The 25494-nt window shown below is 62.1% G+C and carries 22 protein-coding genes; 13 read left to right on the forward strand and 9 right to left on the reverse strand.

Going from position 1 to position 25494, the window contains the following annotated elements; translation table 11 throughout:
* Positions 1-43 precede the first annotated feature (43 nt).
* The 4 genes from JQM68_RS09375 to JQM68_RS09390 form a co-directional block, all read right to left on the reverse strand.
* Entirely contained in the window at positions 44-1165 is a 1122-nt protein-coding gene (locus JQM68_RS09375) for an ABC transporter ATP-binding protein (protein ID WP_235222749.1), read from the reverse strand.
* A 35-nt stretch (positions 1166-1200) separates the two neighbouring features.
* Positions 1201-3030 (reverse strand): ABC transporter permease, encoded by a 1830-nt coding sequence (locus JQM68_RS09380; protein ID WP_235222750.1) that lies wholly within the window; start codon positions 3028-3030, stop codon positions 1201-1203.
* Positions 3031-3438: 408 nt separating this feature from the next.
* Positions 3439-5187: an ABC transporter ATP-binding protein gene (locus JQM68_RS09385; protein WP_235222751.1), complete on the reverse strand. Its 1749-nt coding sequence runs from the start codon at positions 5185-5187 to the stop codon at positions 3439-3441.
* A complete protein-coding gene (locus JQM68_RS09390; RefSeq protein ID WP_235222752.1) occupies positions 5184-6893 on the reverse strand; it encodes an ABC transporter ATP-binding protein in 1710 nt (569 codons plus the stop codon). The genes JQM68_RS09385 and JQM68_RS09390 overlap by 4 nt, the downstream gene beginning before the upstream one ends.
* 320 nt (positions 6894-7213) lie before the next feature.
* On the opposite strand from JQM68_RS09390, the gene JQM68_RS09395 reads away from it, so the two are divergent.
* From JQM68_RS09395 to JQM68_RS09430, 8 genes are all read left to right on the forward strand, one after another.
* Positions 7214-7471: a hypothetical protein gene (locus tag JQM68_RS09395; RefSeq protein ID WP_235222753.1), complete on the forward strand. Its 258-nt coding sequence runs from the start codon at positions 7214-7216 to the stop codon at positions 7469-7471.
* A gap of 86 nt (positions 7472-7557) precedes the next feature.
* A complete protein-coding gene (locus JQM68_RS09400) occupies positions 7558-8751 on the forward strand; it encodes an ABC transporter substrate-binding protein (RefSeq protein WP_235222754.1) in 1194 nt (397 codons plus the stop codon).
* A 318-nt stretch (positions 8752-9069) separates the two neighbouring features.
* Positions 9070-9963, forward strand: a complete 894-nt coding sequence (locus JQM68_RS09405; protein WP_235222755.1) for a branched-chain amino acid ABC transporter permease — start codon at positions 9070-9072, stop codon at positions 9961-9963.
* Between the two features lie 10 nt (positions 9964-9973).
* Positions 9974-11026 (forward strand): branched-chain amino acid ABC transporter permease, encoded by a 1053-nt coding sequence (locus tag JQM68_RS09410; protein WP_235222756.1) that lies wholly within the window; start codon positions 9974-9976, stop codon positions 11024-11026.
* A 37-nt stretch (positions 11027-11063) separates the two neighbouring features.
* A complete protein-coding gene (locus JQM68_RS09415) occupies positions 11064-11861 on the forward strand; it encodes an ABC transporter ATP-binding protein (RefSeq protein WP_412758468.1) in 798 nt (265 codons plus the stop codon).
* A 2-nt stretch (positions 11862-11863) separates the two neighbouring features.
* Complete coding sequence (locus JQM68_RS09420) at positions 11864-12574, forward strand: ABC transporter ATP-binding protein (RefSeq protein WP_235222758.1); 711 nt, start codon at positions 11864-11866, stop codon at positions 12572-12574.
* A 110-nt stretch (positions 12575-12684) separates the two neighbouring features.
* Positions 12685-13197, forward strand: a complete 513-nt coding sequence (locus JQM68_RS09425) for a transcription repressor NadR (protein WP_235222759.1) — start codon at positions 12685-12687, stop codon at positions 13195-13197.
* Positions 13198-13296: 99 nt separating this feature from the next.
* Positions 13297-14370 (forward strand): PTS transporter subunit IIC, encoded by a 1074-nt coding sequence (locus JQM68_RS09430; RefSeq protein WP_235222760.1) that lies wholly within the window; start codon positions 13297-13299, stop codon positions 14368-14370.
* A 42-nt stretch (positions 14371-14412) separates the two neighbouring features.
* Here JQM68_RS09430 and JQM68_RS13870 read toward each other — a convergent pair whose 3' ends face one another.
* From JQM68_RS13870 to JQM68_RS09455, 5 genes are all read right to left on the reverse strand, one after another.
* Entirely contained in the window at positions 14413-15714 is a 1302-nt protein-coding gene (locus JQM68_RS13870) for a M23 family metallopeptidase (protein WP_328283728.1), read from the reverse strand.
* Positions 15704-16183 (reverse strand): RNA polymerase sigma factor, encoded by a 480-nt coding sequence (locus JQM68_RS09440; RefSeq protein WP_235222761.1) that lies wholly within the window; start codon positions 16181-16183, stop codon positions 15704-15706. Before JQM68_RS09440 ends, JQM68_RS13870 begins: the two co-directional genes overlap by 11 nt.
* A 117-nt stretch (positions 16184-16300) precedes the next feature.
* On the reverse strand, positions 16301-16498 hold the full coding sequence (locus tag JQM68_RS09445) for a hypothetical protein (protein WP_235222762.1): 198 nt from the start codon (positions 16496-16498) through the stop codon (positions 16301-16303).
* The gene (gene ychF, locus JQM68_RS09450) at positions 16491-17600 is read right to left on the reverse strand and encodes a redox-regulated ATPase YchF (RefSeq protein WP_235222763.1); all 1110 of its coding nucleotides are present in this window, start codon (positions 17598-17600) and stop codon (positions 16491-16493) included. Before ychF ends, JQM68_RS09445 begins: the two co-directional genes overlap by 8 nt.
* 223 nt (positions 17601-17823) lie before the next feature.
* Positions 17824-19242, reverse strand: a complete 1419-nt coding sequence (locus tag JQM68_RS09455) for a S1C family serine protease (protein ID WP_235222764.1) — start codon at positions 19240-19242, stop codon at positions 17824-17826.
* Positions 19243-19481: 239 nt separating this feature from the next.
* Here JQM68_RS09455 and JQM68_RS09460 point away from each other — a divergent pair, with 239 nt between their 5' ends.
* From JQM68_RS09460 to JQM68_RS09480, 5 genes are all read left to right on the forward strand, one after another.
* Positions 19482-21083, forward strand: a complete 1602-nt coding sequence (locus JQM68_RS09460; RefSeq protein ID WP_235222765.1) for an NAD(P)/FAD-dependent oxidoreductase — start codon at positions 19482-19484, stop codon at positions 21081-21083.
* 4 nt (positions 21084-21087) lie between these two features.
* Positions 21088-22059 carry a D-2-hydroxyacid dehydrogenase gene (locus JQM68_RS09465; RefSeq protein ID WP_235222766.1) on the forward strand — a complete coding sequence of 324 codons (972 nt, stop codon included), beginning with the start codon at positions 21088-21090 and terminating at the stop codon, positions 22057-22059.
* A 33-nt stretch (positions 22060-22092) separates the two neighbouring features.
* A complete protein-coding gene (locus JQM68_RS09470; RefSeq protein WP_235222767.1) occupies positions 22093-23274 on the forward strand; it encodes an iron-containing alcohol dehydrogenase in 1182 nt (393 codons plus the stop codon).
* A gap of 31 nt (positions 23275-23305) precedes the next feature.
* Positions 23306-24052 (forward strand): TraX family protein, encoded by a 747-nt coding sequence (locus JQM68_RS09475; protein WP_235222768.1) that lies wholly within the window; start codon positions 23306-23308, stop codon positions 24050-24052.
* Positions 24053-24589: 537 nt separating this feature from the next.
* Positions 24590-25471: a helix-turn-helix transcriptional regulator gene (locus tag JQM68_RS09480; protein ID WP_235222769.1), complete on the forward strand. Its 882-nt coding sequence runs from the start codon at positions 24590-24592 to the stop codon at positions 25469-25471.
* Positions 25472-25494 lie beyond the last annotated feature (23 nt).

The raw sequence follows: 25494 nt of genomic DNA on the forward strand, positions 1-25494 counted from the left end.
AAAACATGTAGGGAATTCCGCTGGGACATTTATAAACTCGCGGTCAGACCGCGCGCTTAATGAGACGGGTGGTTTCTTTATTATACACGTTGAGCTTGTTCTGGTCAATAATCGCCCAGACCTTCTGGTCCAGATCGTAGTGGACCTGACCCAGCTCCTTCACCAGGAACTCCTCGTCGCCTGCCTTCAATGTCACGATGGTTTCGGAACCGGCGGGCTGGTTGGCGTACACGGTGACGGGCAGGGCGCCCTCCACGGGCTCCCGGGAGATGGTGATCTGCTCGGGGCGGCAGGCCAGCACGCAGTCGAACTCGCCGCTGGCGGGCTTCTCCTCGTCAGTCAGGAACTCGGCGCCGAAGGTATGGCCGCCCAGTTCGCTCTTGACCACCAGCTGGCCGTTCTTCATCTCGGCCTTGCCGGGGATCAGGTTGATGCGGGGGTTGCCGATGAAGTCGGCGGCCTCCAGATCGATGGGGTTGTTGTACAGCTCCATGGGGGTGGCCACCTGGTTCAGCTCGCCGGCCTTGAACAGGGCAATCTTGGTGGACATGGTCAGAGCCTCGGTCTGGTCGTGGGTAACATAGATGATGGTGGTACCCAGTTCCTTGTGCAGACGCTGCAGCTCGGCGCGCATGTCGATACGCAGCTTGGCGTCCAGGTTGGAAAGGGGCTCATCGAGGAGCAGCAGCTTGGGGCTGGAAGCCACGGCACGGGCAATGGCCACGCGCTGCTGCTGGCCGCCGGAGAGCTCCGTGGGATAGCGATCCTTGTACATATCGATGCGCATCATCTTCAGGGAGTCCATGACACGGCGGTCGATCTCAGCCTTATCCATCTTCTGGATCTTCAGGCCAAAGGCGATGTTGTCATACACGGTCATGTGGGGCCACAGGGCGTAGGACTGGAACACCAGGTTCAGTCCGCGCTTGCTGGGCTCGGCATAGTAGGCGTCGTTGGCGTTGATCATCTCAACGCCGTCGATGGTCATAATGCCGTTCTGGGGCTTCTCCAGACCGGAGACCACGCGCAGGGTGGTGGTCTTGCCGCAGCCGGAGGGGCCCAGCAGGGTCATGAAGTCGCCGTCCTCGATGGTCAGGTTGATGTCCCGCAGCACGTGGTTGCTGCCGTAAAATTTATCAATATGCTTTAATTCAATACGACTCATATCATTCTTTCCTTTCAGTCAATTGGCTCCGTGGATTACCAGCTCTTGCTGATGTCGGCGCCGCCGATCTTGTTGGCCGCGATGTAGCACAACAGGATGTAGAACAGCACGCACACGGAAATGGCGTCGGACATCTGGTTGTAGCCCTCCTGAGAGTAAGTGAAGGCCAGATAGGACAGCGTCCGGGTGGTGGGAGTCATCATGATGATGATCAGATCCAGCTCCTTGGCGATGGAAATGAACACCAGCATGAAGCCGGAGATGAATCCGTTCTTCGCCAGGGGGATGATGATGGAGGTCATCCGCTTCCAGAAGCTGGCGCCGGCAATGTCGGCAGCCTCTTCCAGCTCCACGCTGATGGACAGCATGTTGGCGGTACCGGAGCGGCTGGCGAAGGGGAAGTGCTTGACCACAGAGGTCAGAATGATGAGGGTAAAGGTGCCATACAGAGAGGGGATCAGGCCGCCCAGATGGGGACGGGAGAACATGGAGAAGTACATGGTGGAGAACGCCACGCCGCTCATCAGGTAGGGCACGAACACCAGCTGCTCGGTCAGGTTGCCATACCACTTGCCGCGGCCGCGGGAGCTGATGTAGCCCAGGAACTGGCCACAGAAGGCGGTGATGATGGAGGCGATCAGGGACAGGCGGACGGTGTTCCACAAAGCACTCATGAACTCGGGATTGCGGAAGATACCGGGATAGTTGGTGTACTTCACGGCGGCATCCGTGGTACCGATCCAGTTATACAGGGTCAGGTTCTCGAGGCCGTAGCCGGCGCCGGTGGTGATCTGGAATGTCTCCATGATCAGCACAAAGAAGGGCATGACCATAGCCAGGAACAGGAAGATGAACAGGAACAGCATCATGGGCTTCTTGGCGGCGCCCAGAGGCATCAGGGTGCTGCGGCCGCCCTTGCCGCCCACGGTGGCATAGGACTTGCGGACGCCGATGATGCGCTGGTTGCCCATCAGGATCAGAGCGGCCATGCCGACCAGAACGATGGACATGGCGTAACCGACGCCGCGGGGACCCTGATCGATGAACACGCGCATCTTGGTGGCCAGGGTGTAGTAGCCGATACGGTTGCCCAGGTTGGCGGCAACGCCGTAAGTACCGATGGACTTGGAAACGGTCATGACCAGTGCGGACAGCACGGAGGGCATGATCAGGGGCAGGGTGATGTGGCGCAGGATCTGGGCCTTGTTGGCGCCCTGGATCTCACCCATCTCCTCCAGCTCGGAGTTGATGGAGCGGAGCGCGCCGGATACCTGGATGTAGGAGAAGGCGTAATAATGCATGGACATGCACAGGATGATGGCGATGGGGCCGTAAGCCAGCCAGTCGGGAATGGGGATGCCCATACCGGCCAGGAAGCCGTTGGCGCCGCTGGTGGAGTTACGGAACACAGCCAGCCAGGCCAGAGCCTTGGTCCAGGAGGGGATCATGTAGGGGATGGTGACCAGCAGACCCAGCACCTTCTTGCCGGGGATGTCGGTACGGATCATCAGCCATGCCAGGACGGAGCCCAGGGGCACGGAGATCAGGGTCGTCATGGTGCCGCAGAACAGGGAGTTCAGCAGGGGCTCCCACAGAACAGCCTTGCTCATGTTGCTGGCGATCATGTATTTCCAGTAATACAGAGTAAACTGTCCGATGGTAGCGCCGGGATTGCGCCGCAGCTCGGACTGGGCCATGGTGAAGGTAGACTTGACCATCGTCAGCAGGGGAATGACGATCAGGCAGAACAGCACGATCAAGCTGACCAGTACGATCATGTTGAACGGATTCTTGATCACGTTCAAAATGAGGTTTTTCAGCCTTGTTTTCGTCAGTGGTTTCTTGGGAAGACCTTTCTTTGACACAGTAACACCTCTTTCTCAATACTGCCGGGAATCTTGCCTGGGCGATTTTTTTCTTTTCCCTCACATCCATTCTCATTTCGCGGTCTGCACCGATGGCCTTGATCAGAGGTCATTTTGTGCAAACGTTTGCGCTCTGTTGTTTACATTATAAAGAATTTTTGTGAGGTTTGTCAATGCATATGTTTGCCATTTTGCGGTGAATTTTTTATATCAAATCCACAATCGTCATTTAAAATGCACAAATTTAGTCACAGTTTCTTCGGCAATTTGACGGTCACCCCTATTTTCCCATCTCCTTGCTTGGAATACGTTTTCACGCCCTTCCCCTCTGTGAACGCAGTATTTTCAAATCCTCCACGCGCCTCGTCAGAATACCCCAAAACCGGAAAGCGCGCCGGCGCGGTACGGTCAGGCCTCTGTAAAATCTGTCCACTGCGCGGCATACAGGCGGGCGTAGATGCCGTCCTTTTCCAGCAGCTCCTCATGGGTGCCCCACTCCGCCACGCCGCCCTGGTCCAGCACCAGGATACGGTCCGCGCCCCGGATAGTGGCCAGCCGGTGGGCGATGACGAAGCAGGTCCGGCCCCGGCGCAGATGCTCCAGCGCCAGGCTGATCTCCCCCTCGGTCTCCGTGTCCACGTTGCTAGTGGCCTCGTCCAGAATGACGATGTCCGCGTCGGTCAGCAGACACCGGGCGATGGCCAGCAGCTGCCGCTGGCCCTTGGAAATGCCCGCCCCCTCGTCGGTGAGGACGGTGTCGTACCCCTCCGGCAGGGAGGTGATGAAGCGGTGGATACGGGCGGCCTTCGCCGCTTCGATGATCTGCTCCCGGGTGGCCCCCTCCGTGCCGTAGGCGATGTTCTCGGCGATGGTGCCACCGAACAGCCAGGTATCCTGGAGTACCAGGGCCAGCCGCCGGCGCAGCCCGTCCCGGCTGTACTGTCCCACCGGCACGCCGTCGATGGTGATGGAACCGCCCTGGGGCTCGTAGAACCGCAGCAGCAAACTCACCAGCGTGGTCTTGCCCGCGCCGGTGGGCCCCACCACCGCCGCCAGCCTCCCGGCGGGAACATGGGCAGTGAAGTCCCGCAGGACCGGGCGGGCCGGGTCGTAGCCGAAATCCACATGGTCAAAGGTGATGTCGCCCCGCAGGTCCCGGGCAGGCACCGCGTCCGGAGTATCCCCCGCCTCCGGGGTCTCATCCAGCAGGTCCAGCACCCGCTCCGCGGCGGCGGCACTGGCCTGCAGCTCGCTGAGGAGGTTGGCGGCCTCCCGGATGGGCCCGGAGAACTTCCGGGAGTACAGGACGAAGGAGGACAGGCTCCCCAGGGTCAGGGCGCCGTTCAGGTACATCAGGGCCCCGAACATGCTGATGGCCGCCAGGGATACATTATTGATAAAGTTGACGGAGGGCCCCAGAGCGGCGCTGGCCCGGTCCGCCTCGTAATAGGCCCGGGACGCCTTGTCGTTGAATGCCTCGAACTGCTCCAGGTCCGCGTCCTCCACGCCGTAGGTCCGGATGGCCCGCTGGCGGCCCACCCGCTCCTCGGCAAAGCCGTTGAGGGCGCCCAGCTCCCTGGAACGCAGCCGGAACAGCGGATGCACCCGCTTCATCTGGAACCGGGTCAGCACGACGGACAGGGGCACCGTCACAAAGAACACACAGGTCAGCTTCGGCGAGATGAACAGCAGCATCAGGAACGAGCCCGCCACCGTCAGGGCGCTGGTGCTGAGCTGCAGAAAGTCCGAGGAAATGGTGGCGTTCACCGTGTCCACATCGTAGCAGATACGGCTGATGAGGTCCCCCGCCGGGTGGGTGTCGAAATACTCCACCGGCAGCTCGCTCATGCGGTCGAAAGCCGCCTTCCGCAGGTCGTGAGACACCCCCTGGCCCACTTTAATGAGCCGGGAGGCGATGAGATAATTGAGGATAGAGGAGCAGGCGTAGCAGGCCAGCATCCCGCCGCCGTTCCGCAGGACGCCCGCGAAATCCACTCCGCCGGCCTCCGTGCCCACGGCGTCCACCGCCCAGCCGGACAGCATGGGCGCCATCAGCGCAAGAAGATTGGAGGCCACCATCAGCACCATCAGAACAAGCAGCTTGGGGCCGTAGGGCCGCAGGAACCGGGCCATCCGCCCCAGGAGGGACTTCTTCATCCGTTGGCACCCCCCATCTGCAGCTCCGTCATCCGCCGGTAGCGGCCGCACCGGGCCAGGAGTTGGCCGTGGTCACCCTGGTCGGCGATCTTTCCGTCCTCCAGCACCAGGATGCGGTCCGCCTCCCGCAAAGAGGCGATGCGCTCGGAGATGACCACCAGGGTCACGCCGGGGCAGTCCCGGTGGATGGCGCCGTACAGGGCGGCGGCGGTGCGGTAGTCCAGGGCGCTGTCTGCGCTGTCCAGCACCAGAATTCCCGGCTTTGCCGCCAGCGCCCGAGCGATGAGCAGCCGCTGGCGCTGTCCGCCGGAGAGGTTGGCGCCCCGGATGTCCACCCGGGTGTCCAGGCCCTCCGGCAGCGTCTCGATAAACTCCCACGCCTGGGCCGTTTTAGCCGCGGCGATGACGTCCTCCCGGGACAGGCCCCGGAGGAAGGAGATATTTTCATAAATGGTGTCGTTCAGCAGCGCCTCGTTCTGGAACACCACGCCGAACCTGCCCCGCAGGTCCTCCCTGCCCAAAGAGGCCGCGTCCCGGCCGCCCACCCAGACCACGCCGCTTTCGGCGTCATACAGCCGCAGAAGCAGGCTTACAAGAGTGGTCTTGCCGCTGCCGATGGGCCCCAGAATGCCCAGCATCTCCCCCTTTTTCAGGGAGAAGCTGGCGCCGTCCAGGTCTTTTTCCACACCCAGGTAGGAGAAGGACACGTCCTCCATTCCCAGCTCCGCGCCGGAGCGCTCCTCCGAGGGCCGCACCAGCTGGTCGGCGGGGGCCTGGATAATTTCTTCGATGCGCCGCAGGGACGCCGCGCCCTTGCTGATCTTCACGAAAATTTTCGCCATGCCCAGCGTGGCGTTCTGGATCAGGGCGAAATAGGACAAAAACGCCACGATCTGGCCCGCGTCCATCCGTCCCGCGTTCACCAGCACCGCGCCCACAGCCACCACCAGCACCAGGCCGGAGTTCAGCAGGAAGTCGGTGATGGGGTTGGCGGCAGCCATGACGCACCCGGCGGTCTCCTCGGTCCGGCGGGCGGTCTCGTTGGCGTCCTGGAACCGCTCCCGCTCCCGGCCCTGGCAGGCCAGGGCCTTGATGACCCGGACGCCGGAGGCGTTCTCACGGATGATGCGGACCACGGCGTCCACCGCCGTCTGCGCCTTCGTATAATAGGGAATGCCCCGGCGGGTCACAAGCCAGATGGTGAAAAACGTCAGCCCGCACACCGCCAGCTGCACCAGCCCCAGGGCCGGCGCCTGCAGAAAGGTCAGCACCAGGCCGCCCAGCACCAGCATGGGTGCCCGGATGCCGCCCCGCTGCACCTTGTCGAACATCTGGTGAACGTTATAGGTATCGTTGGTCAGGCGGGACACCAGGGACGAGATGGAAAACCGGTCCATCTGGGCGCAGGACAGCCGTTCCACCCGGCTGTACAGGTCCCGCCGCAGCACCCGGGTCACCTCCATGGACACCCAGGCCGCCATGCGGTTTGCGGTGATGTTGCAAATCGCCGCGCCGCAGGCCATCACCATCATCAGCCCGCCGGAGCGCCAGATGGCGTTCAGATCCCCCGCGGGCACGCAGTCGTCAATGATATGGGCCAGCAGCAGCGGCAGGATCAATTCCAGGATCGCGGCGGTGAATTTGATGGTCACGCCGCAGCACACCCGCCGGCCATAGGGCCGCAGGTAACGAAGGGCCGTTTTCATCGCGGTCTCCTCCCAAGCTCAAACGTTTACGAACCTTTTATGGTTCTATGATACCACGTCCCCCCTGCAAGTCAATTCGCATTTTGTTGCAACTTGCAACCTGTTTTTTGCTCATCTGACAGAGCGGAGACGGCTTCGCCCTCCCCAGGTCGAAAAAACGCGTTTCCCGTCTGTTTTTGTCTATTTTAGATAATTGATTCTGTTTTGATTTGACTTTTCTGTTATTTTCGCCGTCAGTTTGACGGTTGACTTTCCCGCTTTAAGCCTCTAAAATAAAAACCAACCTGAAACGAACCCCCATCGGAAAGGAGCTGAACACCATGACCTTCACCCAGATGCACAACCGCATGATGTCTCATGGTACGGCTTCTTCCTGTGCGGAAGCCGCGTCTTCCCGCGCGCAGTCCGCTCAGGCTTTCTTCAATTCCATTATGCTGATTTTGGGCGCCATTATTGTGGCGTCCATTATTATTGCGCGCCTGTCCCTGCTGGGCATTCTGGGCCTGCTGGTATTGGTACTGGTAGTTCTGCTGATTACCGCGCATTTTGATACGCCATGGACGCGAAACCCCGCCTGACTGTATGTTGATACAGCAAAGCGGCTCCGCCACATGGCGGGGCCGCTTTTTTGTATAATATCAAACCGAAAAAAGGAGAACCCAAGATGAAAAAGAAGTTTTTTGCACTCATGATGGCCATGGTTATGGTCCTCAGCCTGGCCGCCTGCGGCGGCAGCAAGTCCGAAGCTCCCGCTGAAAGCAGCGGCAGCTCCTCCGAAGAGGCCTCCGCCCCCTCCGGCGCCGCCTTCAAGCTGGGCGGCACCGCCCCCCTGACCGGCGGCGCCGCCATCTACGGCAACGCGGCCAAAAACGGCGCCCAGATCGCCGTTGACGAGATCAACGCCATGGGCGGCATCCAGTTCGAGCTGAAGTACGAGGATGACCAGCACGACGCTGAGAAGGCCGTCAACGCCTACAACGCCCTGAAGGACTGGGGCATGCAGATCTCCCTGGGATCCGTCACCTCCAAGCCCTGCGAGGCCACTTCCGCTGAGACCTACGCCGACCGCATCTTCGCCCTGACTCCCTCCGCCTCCGCCACCGCCGTCACCGAGGGCAAGGACAACATGTTCCAGATGTGCTTCATGGACCCCAACCAGGGCTCTGCCTCCGCCCAGTACATCTCTGAGAAAGGCCTGGGCTCCAAGGTCGCCATCATCTGGAAGAACGACGACGTGTACTCCAAGGGCATCCACGACACCTTCACCGCCAAGGCCGCTGAGATGGGCCTGGAGGTCGTCTCCGACACCACCTTTGCCGACGGCAACGACACCGACTTCTCCGTGCAGCTGAAGAACGCCCAGGACGCCGGCGCTGACCTGGTGTTCCTGCCCATGTACTATCAGCCCGCTTCCCTGATCCTGGCCCAGGCAAACTCCATGGGCTACGCCCCCACCTGGTTCGGCGTGGACGGCATGGACGGCATCCTGACCATGGAGGGTTTCGACACCTCTCTGGCTGAGGGCGTCATGCTGCTGACCCCCTTCAACGCCGACTCCACCGACGAGCGCACCCAGAACTTTGTCGCCGAGTACCAGAAGCGCTTCGGCGAGGTCCCCAACCAGTTCGCCGCCGACGCCTATGACTGCGTCTACGCTTACAAGCAGGCTCTGGAGAACGCCGGCGCCACCGCCGACATGTCCGCCGAGGACCTGTGTGCCGCTATGATCGAGCAGTTCACCTCCATGACCTTTGACGGTCTGACCGGCGAAGGCATGACCTGGGACGCCAGCGGCGCCGTGTCCAAGAGTCCTAAGGGCATGGTCATCGAAAACGGCGCTTACGTCGGCCTCGACTAAGCTCTCTTATCCTCCCTTACCGGTACGGAGCCGGAGAGGTTGACGCCTCTCCGGCCTGTTCCGGCCATACAGCGCGTATCTGAAAAGCACCGGGACCCGGTATTTTTCAGATACGCACTGATACTGATTTCAAATAAAAAGCTTTATTTGAAATCCCGCATGCTACGCACGCTCGTGCCGCACGTGCCGTGCGTCACGCCGTCTCATAAAAACCTGACGCGCTCCGCGCTATAAAAAGCTTTTCAAGCTTTTTAACAGGTTTTAGTATGAAGCGTTTCTCCCGTTCCAAGAAACCTATTTTAAAAGAGGTGTTGTCTTATGACCTTTCTGAACTTTCTGATCAGCGGGATCAGTCTGGGCAGCATTTACGCCATCATCGCCCTGGGCTACACCATGGTCTACGGCATCGCCAAGATGCTGAACTTCGCCCACGGCGACGTCATCATGGTAGGCGCGTACATCTGCTTCTATGCGGTCTCCCGCTTTGATCTGCCCCCGCTGGCGGGCGTCATTCTGGCGATGCTCGTCTGCACGGTCCTGGGCATGGTGGTGGAGCGCCTGGCCTACAAGCCCCTGCGGCAGGCCCCCTCCCTGGCGGTGCTCATCACCGCCATCGGCGTCAGCTACTTCCTCCAGAACATGGCGCTGCTGCTGTGGTCCTCCAACCCCAAGGTGTTCCCCGGCTTCTTCGTCTCCGCCTCCGGCGACACCGGCGTGGAGCTGTTCGGCGGGGAGCTGAAGATCTCCTACGTGACGCTGTTCACCATCCTCATCTGCATCGTCATCATGCTGGCGCTGACCTGGTTCACCGGCAGGACCAAGATGGGCAAGGCCATGCGGGCCTGCTCCGAGGACAAGGGCGCCGCCCAGCTCATGGGCATCAACGTGGACGCCACCATCTCCATGACCTTCGCCATCGGCTCCGGCCTCGCCGCCATCGCCGGCGTGCTGCTGTGCTCCGCCTATCCCACCCTGGTGCCCACCACCGGCTCCATGCCCGGCATCAAGGCCTTCACCGCCGCCGTGTTCGGCGGTATCGGCTCCATCCCCGGCGCCTTCCTGGGCGGCTTGCTGCTGGGCATCATCGAGATCTTCGCCAAAGCGTACATCTCCACCCAGCTCAGCGACGCCGTGGTGTTCGCGGTGCTGATCATCGTGCTGCTGGTGAAGCCCGCGGGACTTCTGGGCAAGCAGATCCGTGAGAAAGTGTGAGGTGGCGGACATGAAATCTTTGAAACTCAACAAGACCACCCGCCGGAATTACCTGACCTATCTGCTGGTCATTCTGGCCTATGTGATTCTGCAGGTGCTGGGCAGTGCCGGCGCCATCAGCTCCTCTTTAAAAGGTATGCTGGTCCCCATCTGCGCCTACATCGTCATGGCCATCTCCCTGAACCTGACCGTCGGCGTGCTGGGCGAGCTGTCCCTGGGTCACGCGGGCTTTATGAGCATGGGCGCCTTCACCGGCGTCACCGCCGCCATCGCCCTGCAGGACGCCATCCCCGCCGCCCCCCTGCGCATGGCCATCGCGCTGTTGGTGGGCGCGGCCTTCGCCGCCCTGGCGGGCTTCCTCATCGGTATCCCCGTCCTGCGGCTCAACGGCGACTATCTGGCCATCGTGACCCTGGCCTTCGGCGAGATCATCAAGAGCATCTTCAACAACCTCTATGTGGGCGTTGACAGCAAGGGCCTCCACATGAGCCTGCTCAGCGACACGACCAACCTGGCCGAGGGCGGCAAGCTCATCATCGCCGGGCCCATGGGCATCGGCGGCATCCAGAAGATCTCCACCTTCACCGCCGGCTTCATCCTGGTGATGGTCGCCCTGATCGTCATTTTCAACCTGGTGAACAGCCGGGCGGGCCGGGCTATCATGGCCATCCGGGACAACCGCATCGCCGCCGAGAGCGTGGGCGTCAATATCACGAAGTACAAGATGATGGCGTTCGTCACCTCCGCCGCCCTTGCGGGCGCCGCCGGCGCCCTGTTCGCCATGAACTACTCCACCATCGTCGCCAACAAGTTCGACTTCAACACCTCCATCCTGGTGCTGGTGTTCGTGGTGCTGGGCGGCCTGGGCAACATGCTGGGCTCCATTGTCGCCGCCGCTGCCCTGACCATCCTGCCCGAGGCCCTGCGCCAGTTCTCCGACTACCGGATGCTGGTCTACGCCATCGTGCTGATCCTGGTGATGCTGGCCACCAACAACCCCACCCTGAAATCCTTCTTCGGCCGGTTCAAGCCCGGCAAGTCCCACGGAAAGGAGGCCGCCTGATATGTTCGGAAAGCTGGTTCCTGTCCCCTCGGGCAGCATGATCCCCGACCGGGACATCGACAAAAAGCCCATTCTGGAGTGCATCAACCTGGGCATCACCTTCGGCGGCCTGAAGGCCGTGGAGGACTTCAACCTCACCATCGGCCGCACGGAGATCGCCGGTCTCATCGGCCCCAACGGTGCGGGCAAGACCACGGTGTTCAACCTGCTGACCAAGGTCTACCAGCCCACCACCGGCACCATCCTGCTGGGGGGCAAGGACACCCACAGCATGAACACCATGCAGGTGAACCGGGCCGGTATCGCCCGCACCTTCCAGAACATCCGCCTGTTCCAGAAGCTGTCCGTAGAGGACAACGTGAAGGTAGGCATGGACGCCAACATGAAATATAACATGTGGAGCGGCATTTTCCGCCTGCCCGGCTACTGGCATGAGGAAAAGACGGCCCATGAGCGGGCCATGGAGCTGCTGAGCCTGTTCAACATGACCGACCTGGCGGACGTTACCGCCGGTTCCCTGCCCTATGGCGCCCAGCGCCGCCTGGAGATCGTCCGGGCACTGGCCACCAACCCCTCCCTCCTGCTGCTGGACGAGCCCGCCGCCGGCATGAACCCCTCCGAGACGGCGGAGCTGATGGAGAACATCCGCAAAATTCGGGACACCTTCCAGATCGCCGTGCTGCTGATCGAGCACGACATGAACCTGGTCATGAACATCTGCGAGGGCATCTGCGTGCTGAACTTCGGCCGCGTCATCGCCAAGGGCAGCCCGGAGGACATCCAGTCCAACCCGGCGGTCATTGAGGCGTACCTGGGCAAGAAAAAGGAGGCGTAAGCATGGAAGCGATTCTGAAAGTTGAGGACATCAACGTCTATTACGGCAGCATCCATGCCATCAAGGGCGTCTCCTTCGAGGTCAACGAGGGCGAGATCGTCACCCTGATCGGCGCCAACGGCGCCGGCAAATCCACCACCCTGAACACCATCTCCGGCCTGCTCCACAGTAAGACCGGCTCCATCTCCTTCATGGGGGAGAACCTGGGCAAGTTCCCCTGCCACAAGATCGTCTCCAAGGGCCTTGCCCTGGTGCCGGAGGGCCGCCGCGTGTTCCTCCAGATGACCGTCCAGGAGAACCTGGAGATGGGCGCCTACACCCAGGGCGGCAAGAGCATGGACACGGACCTGGAGCGGGTCTACGAGCAGTTCCCCCGCCTGAAGGAGCGTTTCAAGCAGGTGGCGGGCACCCTGTCCGGCGGCGAGCAGCAGATGCTGGCCATGGGCCGCGCCTTGATGAGCCACCCCAAGCTGCTGATGCTGGACGAGCCCTCCATGGGCCTTGCCCCCATCCTGGTAGAGCAGATCTTTGAGATCATCGAAAACCTCCACAAGGCGGGCACCACCATCCTGCTGGTGGAGCAGAACGCCCAGGCGGCCCTGTCCGTCGCCGACCGGGGCTACGTGCTGGAGACCGGCAAGGTAGTCACCACCGGCACCGGCCGCGAGCTGCTGGAGAGCCCGGCCATCAAAAAGGCGTATCTGGGTGGTTGACACAATACAATTTATAAAAAGGAGAGCGTGTCTGCGCTCTCCTTTTTTCTTTGCAATTTTCCGCCAGTGTGCTATACTGCTGTCAAGACAAGTATCAAGGAGGGGTCTCCATGCGCGCGGAAGAACGCCGTCAGGCCATTTGTGACAGTTTAAAGGCAGCCCACCAGCCCATCAGCGCCACGGCGCTGGCGGCCCGGTTCTCCGTCAGCCGCCAGATCATTGTGGGGGACATCGCCCTGCTGCGGGCGGCAGGGGCGGACATCTCCGCCACGCCCCGGGGCTACGTCATTCAGAAATCCCCCTCCGGCCTCCTCCGGCAGGTGGCCTGCCGCCACACCGCCGAAGGCATGGAGGCGGAACTGAACGCCATGGTGGACCAGGGCTGCACCGTGCTGGACGTCATCGTGGACCACCCCATTTACGGTCAGCTCACCGGCCCTCTCCAGCTCTCCAGCCGGTATGACGTGGCCCAGTTCATCGCCCGCTGCGCCCAGGCCGACGCCCGCCCCCTCTCCGATCTGACGGAGGGCATCCACCTCCACACTCTCTCCTGCCCCAGCGAGGACGCCTTCCGGCGGGTCCGGACCGCCCTGCGGGAGATGGGCGTGCTGCTGGAGGGCTGAAACTGACTGTTGACAACCCATGTTTTTCCGTGTATAGTGTGATGGACAGGTGTCAAGACACCTGTCCATCACACTATTTTAAAGAAACCAGGTGCTCCCATGGAAAACATCAAAGCATTCTTAAAACGCAAAAATATCGTCTTCTCCGCCAAGCGGTACGGCATCGACGCTCTGGGCGCCATGGCCCAGGGCCTGTTCTGCTCCCTGCTCATCGGCACCATCATCAAGACGCTGGGCCTCCAGCTGGGCGTCCAGTACCTCACCGACATCGGCGCCTACGCCATGGCCGTCTCCGGCCCCGCCATGGCCGTGGCCATCGGCTACGCCCTGAAAGCGGACCCCATGGTGCTGTTCTCCCTGGCCGCCGTGGGCTGGGCCGCCAACGCTGAGGGCGGCGCGGGCGGACCTTTGGCGGTGCTCATCATCGCCATTGTGGCCGCCGAGTGCGGCAAGGCCGTCAGCAAGGAGACGAAGGTGGACATCCTGGTGACCCCCGCCATCACGATCCTGGTGGGCGTGGCTCTGGCAAAGCTCATCGCGCCGCCTATCGGCACCGCCGCCAGCGCCTTCGGCATCATCATCGACAACGCCACCAAGCTCCAGCCCTTCTGGATGGGCATTGCCGTCTCCGTGCTGGTGGGCGTGGCGCTGACGCTGCCCATCTCCTCCGCCGCCATCTGCTCCGTGCTGGGCCTGACGGGTCTGGCGGGGGGCGCCGCCGTGGCGGGCTGCTGCGCCCAGATGGTGGGCTTCGCCGTGATGAGCTTCCGGGAAAACCGCTGGGGCGGCCTGGTGAGCCAGGGCCTCGGCACCTCCATGCTGCAGATGCCCAACATCGTGAAGAACCCCCGGGTCTGGATCGGCCCCACGCTGGCCTCCGCCATCACAGGCCCCATCGCCACCTGCGTGTTCCGGCTGGAGATGAACGGCGCCCCCATCAACTCCGGCATGGGCACCTGCGGCCTGTGCGGTCAGATCGGCGTCTGGACGGGCTGGCTGGCCCCCAGTGAGGAGGCCATCGCCAAGGGCGCCGCCGCCATCTCCCCTACTGCTTTCGACTGGCTGGGCCTGATTTTGATTTGCTTCGTCCTCCCCGCCATCCTGGCTCCGGCCATCAACCAGGTGTGCCGCAAGCTGGGCTGGGTGAAGGACGGCGACCTGACCCTGGCGTGAGCCAAGTGCAAAAGAGCCGCTGCATATGCAGCGGCTCTTTTTTTATTCTGCCCGCAGTGTTTCCCGAATTTCACTGTCAAAGTAAACCACCGGGTTCTGGGCCTCGCCGTCCTGCCGCACCTCAAAGTGCAGGTGAGGCCCGGTGGACATGCCGGTGGAGCCCACGGCACCGACCATTTCCCCGGCCTTCACCATGTCGCCCTCTTTCACGTCCACGTTTCGGCAATGGGCATACAGGGTAGTCAGCCCGCCGCCGTGGTCCAGCACCAGATAGTTGCCCCGTTCCCGGTCAAACCCCACCTCGGTGACGGTGCCGTCCGCCGCCGCCAGAATGACAGCCCCCTGGTCGGCGGGAATGTCGATGCCGCTGTGCAGTTTTCCGTTGATGATGCCATAGGGATTGCCCTTCCATACCGTCCGGCTGTCCTGCACCGGCCACTGGAGCCAGCGGCTCTCCGTTTCAGACGCCGCGTAAACGCCGTAAACGAAGGGTTCTTCATCCCCCGCCAACTGGGGCAGCATGGTCCGCGTTCCGTCCTCCCCGTATTCCACCCGCAGGCGGCCGGTGGAGAGGGTATAGGTCTTGCTCTGCTCCCCGCCGTCCGCAAAGGCGGCGGTCACAGTCAGGCGGGCGCCGTCAAAGGTGTCGATGCTGGCCCAGGTCGCTTGCCGCAAGTCTGCATCCGGGTCCTCGTAATACTCCGGCACCCAGAAGCCGTAGCGCACCTCCGGGTCGTAGTCCTCCGTGACGCTGCTGCCCAGCGCGGTCATCACTTCGGCGTTCATGGGGCTGTCCTCGTCCTCGCCGTAGACGCTGCAGACCGGGCCGCCCGCCTCCTCCGCCTGCCAGAGCTTCCGCACCTCCCCGTCCGTCAGTCCCGTCAGGATTTCACTGCGATACAGGCCGCCCCGGTCAACAGAGAGGGAAACCGTTTCAATTCCCTCTCCCGTCACCTGAAACAAACATCCGGTATAGTGTCCGGCTTCTTCGCTGGCGATACCGGAACCGGAATCAAACGCCAGCCCGCCGTTGGCGTTGGGCCGGACCGTCTCTCCGGTGTCGGCGGCACAGGCCGTCAGGCCGAAAGAGTAGTCCAGCGTCATCACCGGCGTGTTCCCCGGCTGTTCCCCACGTTCCTCCACGGGCCGCAAATGGACAGTCCCCAGCACCAGCGCCAGGGCGCAGGCGGCGCATACGGCTCCCCGCAGAACGGGTTTCCAGCCCCGCTTTGCCAGGCGCTTCGGCCCCGCCTGTTCCACCCGCTGTGCCGCCCGCAGCACCCTTGTTTCCAGCTCCCCGGGGACAGGAATGTCCTCCATCAGTTTCCGGTAGTTATTCTCCATCTTCGTTACCTCCCAACAGGTCTTTTAGCTTCAGCCGCGCCCGGCGGAGCCGGGTCCGCACGGTGGCGGGCGGCACCCCCAGCAGCGCGGCGATCTCCTCCGTGGCATATCCTTCGGCGTAGTACAGGTGCACCGCTGTCCGCAGCTTCTCCGGCAGCCGGGCCACCGCGTCCCAGAGTTCGGCGGCGCTGTCATCCGCAGGGGCCGCGCCAGCGATGTCCTCCAGCGCCAGCACCGGCCGCCGCAGGCGGAAGCGGTGGATGTCGGCACAGCGGTTCACCGTGGCCCGCAGGAGCCACGCCTTGGTGCGCTCGCTGTCCCAGTCCGCCGCCTCCTGCTGGAAAAACCGCAGAAACACATCCTGATACACGTCCTCGGCGTCGGCAACGTTCTGCGTCCGGCACAGCGCCAGCCGGTACACCGCCCCGCCGTGGAGCCGCATGGCATTGCAAAGGGCTTGTTCCGTCATGCAATGCCTCCTTTCTCTCTGTCTGAAAAGCGCTTTTCACTTTGAACACGCCTGTTGGGGTCCAAATGTTCCCTGCTTCAAAAAAATATCCCACCGGAAAATCCGATGGGATATTTTTCATTTGATGCCGTAGATCTCAAACCGGCCGATAAGGTTCTGGAGCGTCAGCTTCTGGGCCAGGAGCTGCTGGTAGGTCGCCCCCTTGTTCTTCCCGGCGGCCCGGAGCTTCTCCATGTCGGACAGCACCTTGTCCCGCTCTTTCAGGAGGTCGGCGTACATGCGGTCATAGGCCGCGAGGCGTTCCAGATCAGACATTGAACCGGAAGTAGATCATGTCGCCGTCCTGGACGACGTAGTCCTTGCCCTCGCTGCGCAGCAGGCCCTTTTCCTTGGCGGCGTTGACGCTGCCGCACTTCATCATGTCGTCATAGGCGATGACCTCCGCCCGGATGAAGCCCCGCTCGATGTCGGTGTGAATTTTACCGGCGGCCTTGGGCGCCTTGGTGCCCTTCCTGATGGTCCAGGCCCGGCACTCGTCCTTGCCGTAGGTCAGGAAGGAGATGAGGCCCAGCAGGGAGTAAGAGCACTTGATGAGGCGGTCCAGGCCGGACTCCTCCACGCCCAGCTCCTCCAGGAACATCTGCTTCTCCTCGCCCTCCAGCTCGGCGATGTCCTGCTCCAGCTTGGCGCAGATGGGCAGCACCTGGGCGCCCTCCTTCTCCGCCAACTCCTTGACCTGCTGGTAATACTGGTTGCCGTCCAGGTCAGTGAAGCCGTCCTCGTCGGTGTTGGCGGCGTAGATGATGGGCTTCAGGCTCAGCAGGTCGGAGGTCGCGATGAGGGCCATGTCGTCGTCATCGCACTCGTAGGTCCGGGCGGACTTGCCGGCGTTCAGGTGCTCCGCCAGGCCCTTGAACACGTCCACCTCATGGAGGAACTTCTTGTCGCCCTTGGCGGCTTTCTGGGCCTTTTCGATGCGGCGGTTCACCATTTCCAGGTCCGCCATGATGAGCTCCAAATCGATAGTCTCAATGTCCCCCAGGGGGTCCACGGGCACGTTGGTGCCCGCGTCGGCCACCACGTGCATGATGTTCTCGTCGTCAAAGCAGCGGACCACATGGACGATGGCGTCGGTCTCCCGGATGTTGGCCAGGAACTTGTTGCCCAGGCCCGCGCCCTGGCTGGCGCCCTTCACCAGGCCCGCGATGTCCACGAACTCGATGACGGCGGGGGTCTTTTTGTCGGGCTCGTACATCTCAGCCAGCTTGTCCAGCCGCTCGTCGGGCACGGCCACCATACCCACGTTGGGATCGATGGTGCAGAAGGGATAGTTGGCACTCTCGGCGCCGGCGTTGGTGATGGCGTTGAACAGGGTGGACTTACCAACATTGGGAAGTCCAACAATACCTAATTTCATAAAAGCAAAACTCCTTTGCCACATTTTCGACATTGTATTGTACCATTATCAAACAGAAAGTGCAAGCATGATTGTGTGCGGGGCTCCGCAAAAGAAGCGCACCGCGTCTTCACACGGTGCGCTTTTCCTTTATATCTATCTGTATCCCTCCGCGCCTGTCGCAAAGGCGGCTGTTTTCCTTGCCGCGGCGATTGCCGCGAAGCCGCCGTCAGACGCGAGCGGGTCAGTTACCGTAACGGTTGCCGAAGAAGTAGTCGAAAATGTCGTAGGGGTTGGTGTAGCCATTGCCGGACTGGTTGTTATTGCCGCTGCCGGACTGCGTCTCCTCCTCGTTCTGCTGGTCGGCGGGGACGGCGTCCCAGGTCAGCTCTACCGTCATGGTCTCGCCGCTGCGGTAGATGGTCAGGGTGGAAGTATCTCCGGCGGCATACTGCTTCTTCACCGCCGTCAGGTCCTCCATGCTCTTGATGTCGTGGTCGTCCACCTTGGTGATGACGTCGCCCATCTGGAGGCCCGCCTTCTCAGCGGCCTTGCCCTCCTCCACGGAGTAGACGAACACGCCCTCCTTGATGTCGTAGCGGTACTGGGCGGCCATCTGCTCCGTCATGGAGCCGCCGGTGATGCCCAGGTACGGCTTGTTGGTGATATAGCCGTTGGTCATAATGTCCTGGATCATGGCGAACACGTCGTTGATGGGGATGGCGAAGCCCAGGCCCTCCACGGAGCTGTTGGAATAGCTGGAATACTTGGCGGACACGATGCCCACCACCTCTCCGTACTGGTTGAACATGGGGCCGCCGGAGTTGCCGGGGTTGATGGAGGCGTCGGTCTGGATCATGTTGAAGGGCGTGCCGGAGACATTGATGGCCCGGTTCACGCTGGACACCATGCCGCCGCTCATGGAGAAGGTCAGCTCGCCCAGGGGGTTGCCGACGGCCAGCACATGGTCACCCACGTTCAGCTTGTCGCTGTCGCCCAGGGTGACGGGCTGGAGGTCCGTGGCCTCCACCTTGATGACGGCGATGTCGTAATCCTCGTCGCCGCCGACATATTTGGCGTCATACTCGTCGCCGTTGTACATGGTGACCTTCACGGTGTCGGCGTCCTTCACCACGTGGTAGTTGGTGACGATGTAGCCGTCCTTCGTCAGCACGAAGCCGCTGCCGGCGGAGGCGGTCTTCACCGGCTGGCCGAAGAAGTTGGTGCCGGAGGTGCCGGTGACGTTGATGGACACCACGCTGTTCACACCCGCAGCATAGACCTCCGCGTCGGTCATGGCGGTCTTGCCGTCCACGGTCTTGACGGCCACCGCCGTGGCGGGGCGGCTGCTGACGTTCACCTCGGTGGCGCTGCCGCCGTTGCCCACGGCCCAGACAACGCCGCCGCCCACGGCGCCGCCCAGCAGGGCACACACAAGAGCCAGGGCCGCGATCTTCAGGCCCATCCGATTCTTTTTCACTGGTTTCATCTCCTGAATGGGCGGCTGTTCCCGCCGTCCGGCTTCAAAATGATTCAGTTGCTCGTCCACGGTGGGGCGGCTCTGCGTATCGTCGGACGCGGAACGGGCGTCGTAGCGCTGTCCCGGCTCGCTGCCGTCCTTGCGGTATGTGTAATGATACAAATTCTGCTCATCGTTATACATGATATGTCTCCTCCTGTTAAACTATCCCTTTGCCAGTATCATACCGGCAAACTGTGTCCAAATCGTGAAGAATGTTTGTACACGGTTTGAATTTCTCTGAACTTTGGTTTCAGTATAGCCCGGCTATCTTAAAAATGCCTGAAAGAATTTTGAAGCATTTGTGAACCTGGATATTTTCCCGGCGGAAAATCTATGCTAAAATAAACCCATATGAAAAAAAGAGGAAAGGAACCTCTGTTGTGCTGAAAATCGAATCCATCAAGCTCTCTCCCGGGCAGGATATGGCCGCGCTGACGGCGGAGGCCGTCCGGCTCCTGCGGGTGCGGGAGAAAGACCTGTTATCGCTGAAAGTCCTCCGCCGCAGCATCGACGCCCGGAAGGACGAGGTGGCCGTGGTCTACACCGTGGAAGCTGCGGTAAAAGATGAGGCAGCCGTTTTGAAACGCTGCCGCAATAAAAAGGTATCCCGGCTTGAGCGGAAGCCCGGCTATCTCCTGCCCGCCCCCCTGCCGGCGCCGGAGGTCCCTCCGGTGGTGGTGGGCGCGGGACCGGCGGGCTTGTTCGCCGCCCTGGTGCTGGCCCGGGCGGGCCTGCGGCCCATCCTGCTGGAGCGGGGCCGTCCCGTGGAGCGGCGGAAAGCGGACGTGGACCGCTTCTGGTCCACCGGAGAGCTGGACCTCACCAGCAACGTCCAGTTCGGTGAGGGCGGCGCCGGGGCTTTCTCCGACGGCAAGCTGAACACCGGGACGAAAGACCTCCGCCACCGCTTCATTCTGGAGACGCTGGTGTCCCACGGGGCGCCTGAGGACATTCTCATCGACGCCAAACCCCATGTCGGCACCGACTACCTCCACATCACCCTCCAAAACCTCCGGCGTGACCTGCTGGCCCTGGGGTCGGACATCCGCTTTGAGAGCAGGCTTACGGACCTGCGCATCGAAAACGGCGCTCTGGTTTCCATCACCGTCACCGGGCCGGAGGGGGCCTACGCACTTCCCTGCCGCCATCTGGTGCTGTGCCCCGGCCACTCCGCCCGGGACACCTTTGAGATGCTGTACCGCCGGGGCGTGCCCATGGAGGCCAAGCCCTTCGCCGTGGGCGTCCGCATCGAGCAGCATCAGGCCGACTGCGACGCCGCCCAGTACAGGCAGTACGCCGGGCACCCCGGCCTGCCCGTCTCCACCTATAAATTGTCCTGCCACCTGCCAAACGGACGGGCCGCTTTCTCCTTCTGCGTCTGTCCCGGCGGCGAGGTCGTCGCCGCCGCGTCGGAGGAACACCGGGTAGTCACCAACGGCATGAGCGAATTTGCCCGTGACAAGGAAAACATCAACGGCGCATTGCTGGTAAACGTCACGCCGGAGGACTTCGGCGGCGATTCCCCCCTGGCGGGCATTGCATTCCAGCGAAAGCTGGAGGACGATGCCTACACTCTCGGCGGTGGCCGTTACTTCGCCCCCGCCCAGCGGGTGGAGGATTTTCTCGCCCGCCGTCCCTCCACGGGCCCCGGCCGGGTGAAGCCCAGCTACCGCCCCGGCGTCACCTGGACGGACCTCCACCGGTGTTTGCCCTCCTTTATCACGGAGACCCTGGAGCAAGCCCTGCCCATCCTGGGCCAAAAATTAGCGGGCTACGACCAGCCCGACGCGGTGCTCACCGCCGTGGAGAGCCGCAGCTCCTCCCCCGTCCGCATCCCCCGGGACGAAGCGTACCAGTCCGCCATCCGGGGCCTGTATCCCTGCGGCGAGGGCGCGGGCTACGCCGGCGGCATCCTCTCCGCCGCGGCGGACGGCATGCGCTGCGCCGAACAGATCTGTCAATCCATCTCACAGGAGGTATGACTCTATGAGCCGTAATATTTGTATCTATCAGGAATTTCTGACGGACGCCCACAAGTCGCAGATTCAGAAAACCGCCGAAGAGCTGGGCTTCGCTCCCCATTTCTTTACTCTCGACCAGTTCGAGGAGGCGAAAGCCTGCGTACAGGACTGCGAAATTCTCTACGCCCACTCCCCGGAGCTGCTGCGCGCCGCCCCCGCTGCTTTAAAATGGTACTGCTGCTCCTTCGCGGGGGTGGACCCCTACTGCAAGGACCCGTCCATTTTCGCCAACCCCGACTGCGTGCTCACCAACTCCAACGTCTACGGCGTCACCATCGCCGAGCACGTGGTCATGGTGACATTGATGCTGCTGCGGCGGATGCCGGAGTACGAGGAGGTGGTGCGGAACCGGAGCTGGAGCAACCAGCTTCCCATCCGCTCCATCCGGGACAACGAGTTCACCATCCTGGGCACCGGCAACATCGGCGTCAACGTGGCGGACCGGGTGCGGGGCATGGGCGCCGCCAAGATCACCGGCCTCAGCCGCTCCGGAAAGCCCCACCCCGCCTTTGACGAGGTACATCCCATCGCGGAGCTGGACCGTGTGCTGCCCGACACGAAGATTTTGGTGATGGCCCTCCCCGGCACGGCGGAGACCATCCACATCCTGAACCGGGAGCGCATCGCCCTGCTGCCGAAGGATGCCTATGTCATCAATGTGGGCCGGGGCACCGCCATCGAGCAGGAGCCGCTGGTCGAGGCCCTGAACTCCGGCCGCATCGCGGGCGCCGCCTTGGATGTGATGGACCCGGAGCCGCTGCCCAAGGACCACCCCCTGTGGAGCGCCAAAAACCTCATCCTGACCCCCCACGTCTCCGGCAATATGACCCTGGGCTACACCTGCGACACCAACGTGACCATGTTCTGCGAGGATCTGAAAAACTACGCCGCCGGGAAAGCGCTCCGCGGCTTTGTGGACCGGACGAAAGGCTATTGATTTCCCCATTCTCACTATTTCAGGAGGTTTCCCATGAACAACTTTACATTTTATTCCCCCACCTTCTTCGCCTTCGGCGACGGTGAGGAACAAAACACCGGTTCTCTGGTCCGCCGCTTCGGCGGCACGAAGGCCCTGCTGGTCTACGGCGGCGGCAGTATCAAGCGCAACGGCGCCTATGACGCCGTCACCGCGTCCCTCCGGGAGGCCGGCATTCCCTTCGTCGAGCTTCCCGGCATCCAGGTCAATCCCCGCAGCGGCAAGGTGTACGAGGGCATCGAGCTCTGCCGCCGGGAGGGTGTGGACTTCCTGCTGGCGGTGGGCGGCGGCAGCGCCATCGACACCGCCAAGGCCATTGCCGTGGGCGTGCCCTACGACGGGGACTTCTGGGACTTCTTCTCCAAAAAGCCGGCGGAGACGAGCCTGCCGGTGGGCGTGGTGCTGACCCTGTCCGGTACCGGCAGCGAAGCCTCTGACTCCTCCGTCATCACCCATGAAAACGGCAGCCTCAAGTGGGGCAACCTGAAAAGTGATGTATTCCGCCCCGTCTTCGCCGTTATGAACCCCCGCTATACCTGCTCCCTCCCCGCCTACCAGACCGCCAGCGGCGCCACGGACATGCTCTCCCACATCTGCGAGCGGTACTTCTCCAACACCCCCGATGTGGTTCTGACGGACCGGCTGTGCGAGGCCCTGCTGAAAACCATCCTGGAGGCCGCGCCCAAGGCCCTGAAAAACCCCGATGACTACGCCGCCCGGGCCGACCTGATGTGGGCGGGGATGCTGGCCCACAACAACTCCTGCGGCGTGGGCCGGGTCCAGGACTGGGCCAGCCACCAGATCGAGCATGAGCTCTCCGCCTTCTACGACTGCGCCCACGGCGCTGGCCTGGCGGTGGTGATGCCCGCCTGGATGGAGTATGTGATGGACCACGACGTGATGCGCTTCGCCCGGTTCGCCGTCAACGTGTTCGGCTGCGAGATGGACTTCGCCCACCCCGAAAACACCGCGAAAGAGGGCATCGCCCGCCTGCGGAGCTTCTTCCGCGCCCTGGGAATGCCCACCACCCTTGCGGAGATCGGTGGCCGGGAGGCCGACATCCCCGCCATGGTGTCCCACCGGGCGGAAAAGCCGGGCGGCTTCCCCTTCGGCGGCTTCGTGAAGATCGGCCCCGAGGAAATGGAGGCCATCCTCCGGCTGACTGCCCGCGGATAACTTTATGCTTGACAGAGAGAAGGCGCAGCCGATGGAGCGCAAGGCCCTGAATGGCAATCAGCTGAAGGTCATCGCCATGGCCGCCATGACCATCGACCATGTCACCTGCGTCCTGTTCCCCGGCTATCCGAAGGTCTGGTGGATCCTGCTGCTGCACATCATCGGCAGGATGGCGGCGCCCATCTTCTGGTTCTTCGTAGCGGAGGGATACTACTACACCCATGACCGGAAACAATACGCCGGCAGGCTGCTGGTCTTTGCCCTCATCAGCCACTTCGCCTATAACTTTGCCTTCGGCATCCCCTTCATCCCCTTCCGGACCTCCGTGTTCAACCAGACCAGCGTGCTCTGGCCCCTGTTCTGGGGCGTGGTGGCGCTGTCCGTTGCCGACAGCGAACGGCTGAAACAGTGGCAGAAATTCCTGGCGGTCATCGCCATCACCGTCGTCACCTTCTGCGCGGACTGGAGCTGCATCGCGGTGCTGGCAATTCTGGAAATTGGGCAGCACCGGGGGAACTTCAGGCGGCAGATGACGGGCATGATGCGCTGGGTGGCGCTGTACGCCGCCGTGTACGTCATCTTCATCGACCCGGTCTACGGCGTTCTCCAGTTCTTCACCGCCCTCACCATCCCCCTGCTGGGGCGGTACAACGGCCAGCGGGGGAGCTGGAAGGGCATGAAATGGCTGTTTTATGTCTACTATCCCCTCCACCTGTTCCTCTGCGGCCTCATCCGCGTCGCCCTCCACGGCAACATCGGCGTGATGATCGGCGGCTGATACTGATCTCAAATAAAATGCTTTATTTGAGATCCCGCATGCTGCGCATGCTCGTGCCGCACGTACCGTGCGTCACGCCGTCTCATAAAAACCTGACGCGCGACCCGCTATAAAAAGCCGCTTTTTATAAGCCGCTTTTTATAAGCCGCTTTTTATCAGGTTTTAGTATGAAAAACGCAAAAAAGCGGTCCCTTTCGGGACCGCCTTGGAATCACGCCAGCATTATCGATTGAAATACATGGCGCCGCCCAGAACGACGATGGAAAGCAGAGCGTAGAACATTTGGGGCACCTCCTTCTTTCTTGATGTTGGCTATATGATACCACGTCTTTTCTTCAAAGACATTGAATATCTTGCCGGGTTTTCAAGTTTTCTAACGTTGTCAGTTTCACGAAATTTTCGCCCATTTTTTGTTGAAACTGCTTGATTTTCAAGGTTTTCCGCCGCTGCCAACCTCTGCGTCCCGGCAGTTGTGTGTCCCGCCGGATTTTTATAACATCTTGCTGTCCCGTCGGGACGGCCCAGGGAGGACCGCTTATGCAGGACCCGCAGATCCAGTGTTTTGTCAAACGGAATTATCAGCCCGCCTTCACGTCGGAGACCATGCCCCGGCTGCTGTACGTCAGCCGCCGGCCTCCCACTCAGGAGGCCCATCCACGGCTGCTCCACGCCCACCCGGACTTTGTGGAGGTACTGCTCATCGACGAGGGGCATGCCCGCTTCCTGATCGGCGACAACGCCTACGAGGTCCGGGCGGGGGACCTGCTGGTATTCAACAGCGGCGTGGTACACGACGAGCTCTCCAGCAGTCCCTTCGGCAGCTGGTGCATCGCCGTGGGCGGCCTGCGGCTGCCGGGCCTGCGGGAAAACGCCCTCATCCCCGAGGACGAGTCCCCGGTCCACCCCGTGGGTGCGGAGCTGCCGGACCTCCGGGCCCTGTACGACGTCATGTTCCGCTACCTCTCCACGGAGCGGCAGGACTGCGAGGTGTTCTGCCACCGCCTGATGCTGGCCCTGCTGGACCGGGCGCTGACCATCACCGGCTCCCTCTCCCTGCGGATGCCCTCCAACCCGGAGCCCGGCTCTCTGGCCCGGCAGGTGCGGGAGTACATTGACCGCCACTTCCGGGAGCCGCTGACCCTCCAGGGCCTGGGGGACGCCCTCCACGCCAGCCCCTACTACCTCTCCCATGTGTTCAAGGAGTCCAGCGGCTACTCCCCCATGCAGTACCTGACCCGCCGCCGCATCGGTGAGGCCCAGAACCTGCTGGTGGAGACCGACCTGCCCATTTCCCGCATCGCCGAGGAGGTGGGCTACGACACCCAGAACTATTTCAACCTCCAGTTCTCCAAGCATGTAGGGATGCCGCCGCGAAAGTTCCGGCAGTCCCTCCATCGCACACCGGAGGCCGATGAATAAAAAAGACGGGACGCCGCGGCGTC

Origin of the sequence: Oscillibacter valericigenes, assembly GCF_021531435.1 — a bacterium.
In the GTDB taxonomy this organism is placed as follows: domain Bacteria; phylum Bacillota; class Clostridia; order Oscillospirales; family Oscillospiraceae; genus Oscillibacter; species Oscillibacter valericigenes_B.

Excerpts from the sequence above, each read along its gene's own strand:
- JQM68_RS09375 (WP_235222749.1), bottom strand. The coding sequence starts at position 1,165 with ATGAGTCGTATTGAATTAAAGCATATTGATAAATTTTACGGCAGCAAC.
- JQM68_RS09385 (WP_235222751.1), bottom strand. The coding sequence starts at position 5,187 with ATGAAGAAGTCCCTCCTGGGGCGGATGGCCCGGTTCCTGCGGCCCTAC.
- JQM68_RS09390 (WP_235222752.1), bottom strand. The coding sequence starts at position 6,893 with ATGAAAACGGCCCTTCGTTACCTGCGGCCCTATGGCCGGCGGGTGTGC.
- JQM68_RS09395 (WP_235222753.1), top strand. The coding sequence starts at position 7,214 with ATGACCTTCACCCAGATGCACAACCGCATGATGTCTCATGGTACGGCT.
- JQM68_RS09400 (WP_235222754.1), top strand. The coding sequence starts at position 7,558 with ATGAAAAAGAAGTTTTTTGCACTCATGATGGCCATGGTTATGGTCCTC.
- JQM68_RS09405 (WP_235222755.1), top strand. The coding sequence starts at position 9,070 with ATGACCTTTCTGAACTTTCTGATCAGCGGGATCAGTCTGGGCAGCATT.
- JQM68_RS09410 (WP_235222756.1), top strand. The coding sequence starts at position 9,974 with ATGAAATCTTTGAAACTCAACAAGACCACCCGCCGGAATTACCTGACC.
- JQM68_RS09415 (WP_412758468.1), top strand. The coding sequence starts at position 11,064 with ATGATCCCCGACCGGGACATCGACAAAAAGCCCATTCTGGAGTGCATC.
- JQM68_RS09420 (WP_235222758.1), top strand. The coding sequence starts at position 11,864 with ATGGAAGCGATTCTGAAAGTTGAGGACATCAACGTCTATTACGGCAGC.
- JQM68_RS09425 (WP_235222759.1), top strand. The coding sequence starts at position 12,685 with ATGCGCGCGGAAGAACGCCGTCAGGCCATTTGTGACAGTTTAAAGGCA.
- JQM68_RS09430 (WP_235222760.1), top strand. The coding sequence starts at position 13,297 with ATGGAAAACATCAAAGCATTCTTAAAACGCAAAAATATCGTCTTCTCC.
- JQM68_RS13870 (WP_328283728.1), bottom strand. The coding sequence starts at position 15,714 with ATGGAGAATAACTACCGGAAACTGATGGAGGACATTCCTGTCCCCGGG.
- JQM68_RS09440 (WP_235222761.1), bottom strand. The coding sequence starts at position 16,183 with ATGACGGAACAAGCCCTTTGCAATGCCATGCGGCTCCACGGCGGGGCG.
- JQM68_RS09445 (WP_235222762.1), bottom strand. The coding sequence starts at position 16,498 with ATGTCTGATCTGGAACGCCTCGCGGCCTATGACCGCATGTACGCCGAC.
- ychF (WP_235222763.1), bottom strand. The coding sequence starts at position 17,600 with ATGAAATTAGGTATTGTTGGACTTCCCAATGTTGGTAAGTCCACCCTG.
- JQM68_RS09455 (WP_235222764.1), bottom strand. The coding sequence starts at position 19,242 with ATGTATAACGATGAGCAGAATTTGTATCATTACACATACCGCAAGGAC.
- JQM68_RS09465 (WP_235222766.1), top strand. The coding sequence starts at position 21,088 with ATGAGCCGTAATATTTGTATCTATCAGGAATTTCTGACGGACGCCCAC.
- JQM68_RS09470 (WP_235222767.1), top strand. The coding sequence starts at position 22,093 with ATGAACAACTTTACATTTTATTCCCCCACCTTCTTCGCCTTCGGCGAC.
- JQM68_RS09475 (WP_235222768.1), top strand. The coding sequence starts at position 23,306 with ATGGAGCGCAAGGCCCTGAATGGCAATCAGCTGAAGGTCATCGCCATG.
- JQM68_RS09480 (WP_235222769.1), top strand. The coding sequence starts at position 24,590 with ATGCAGGACCCGCAGATCCAGTGTTTTGTCAAACGGAATTATCAGCCC.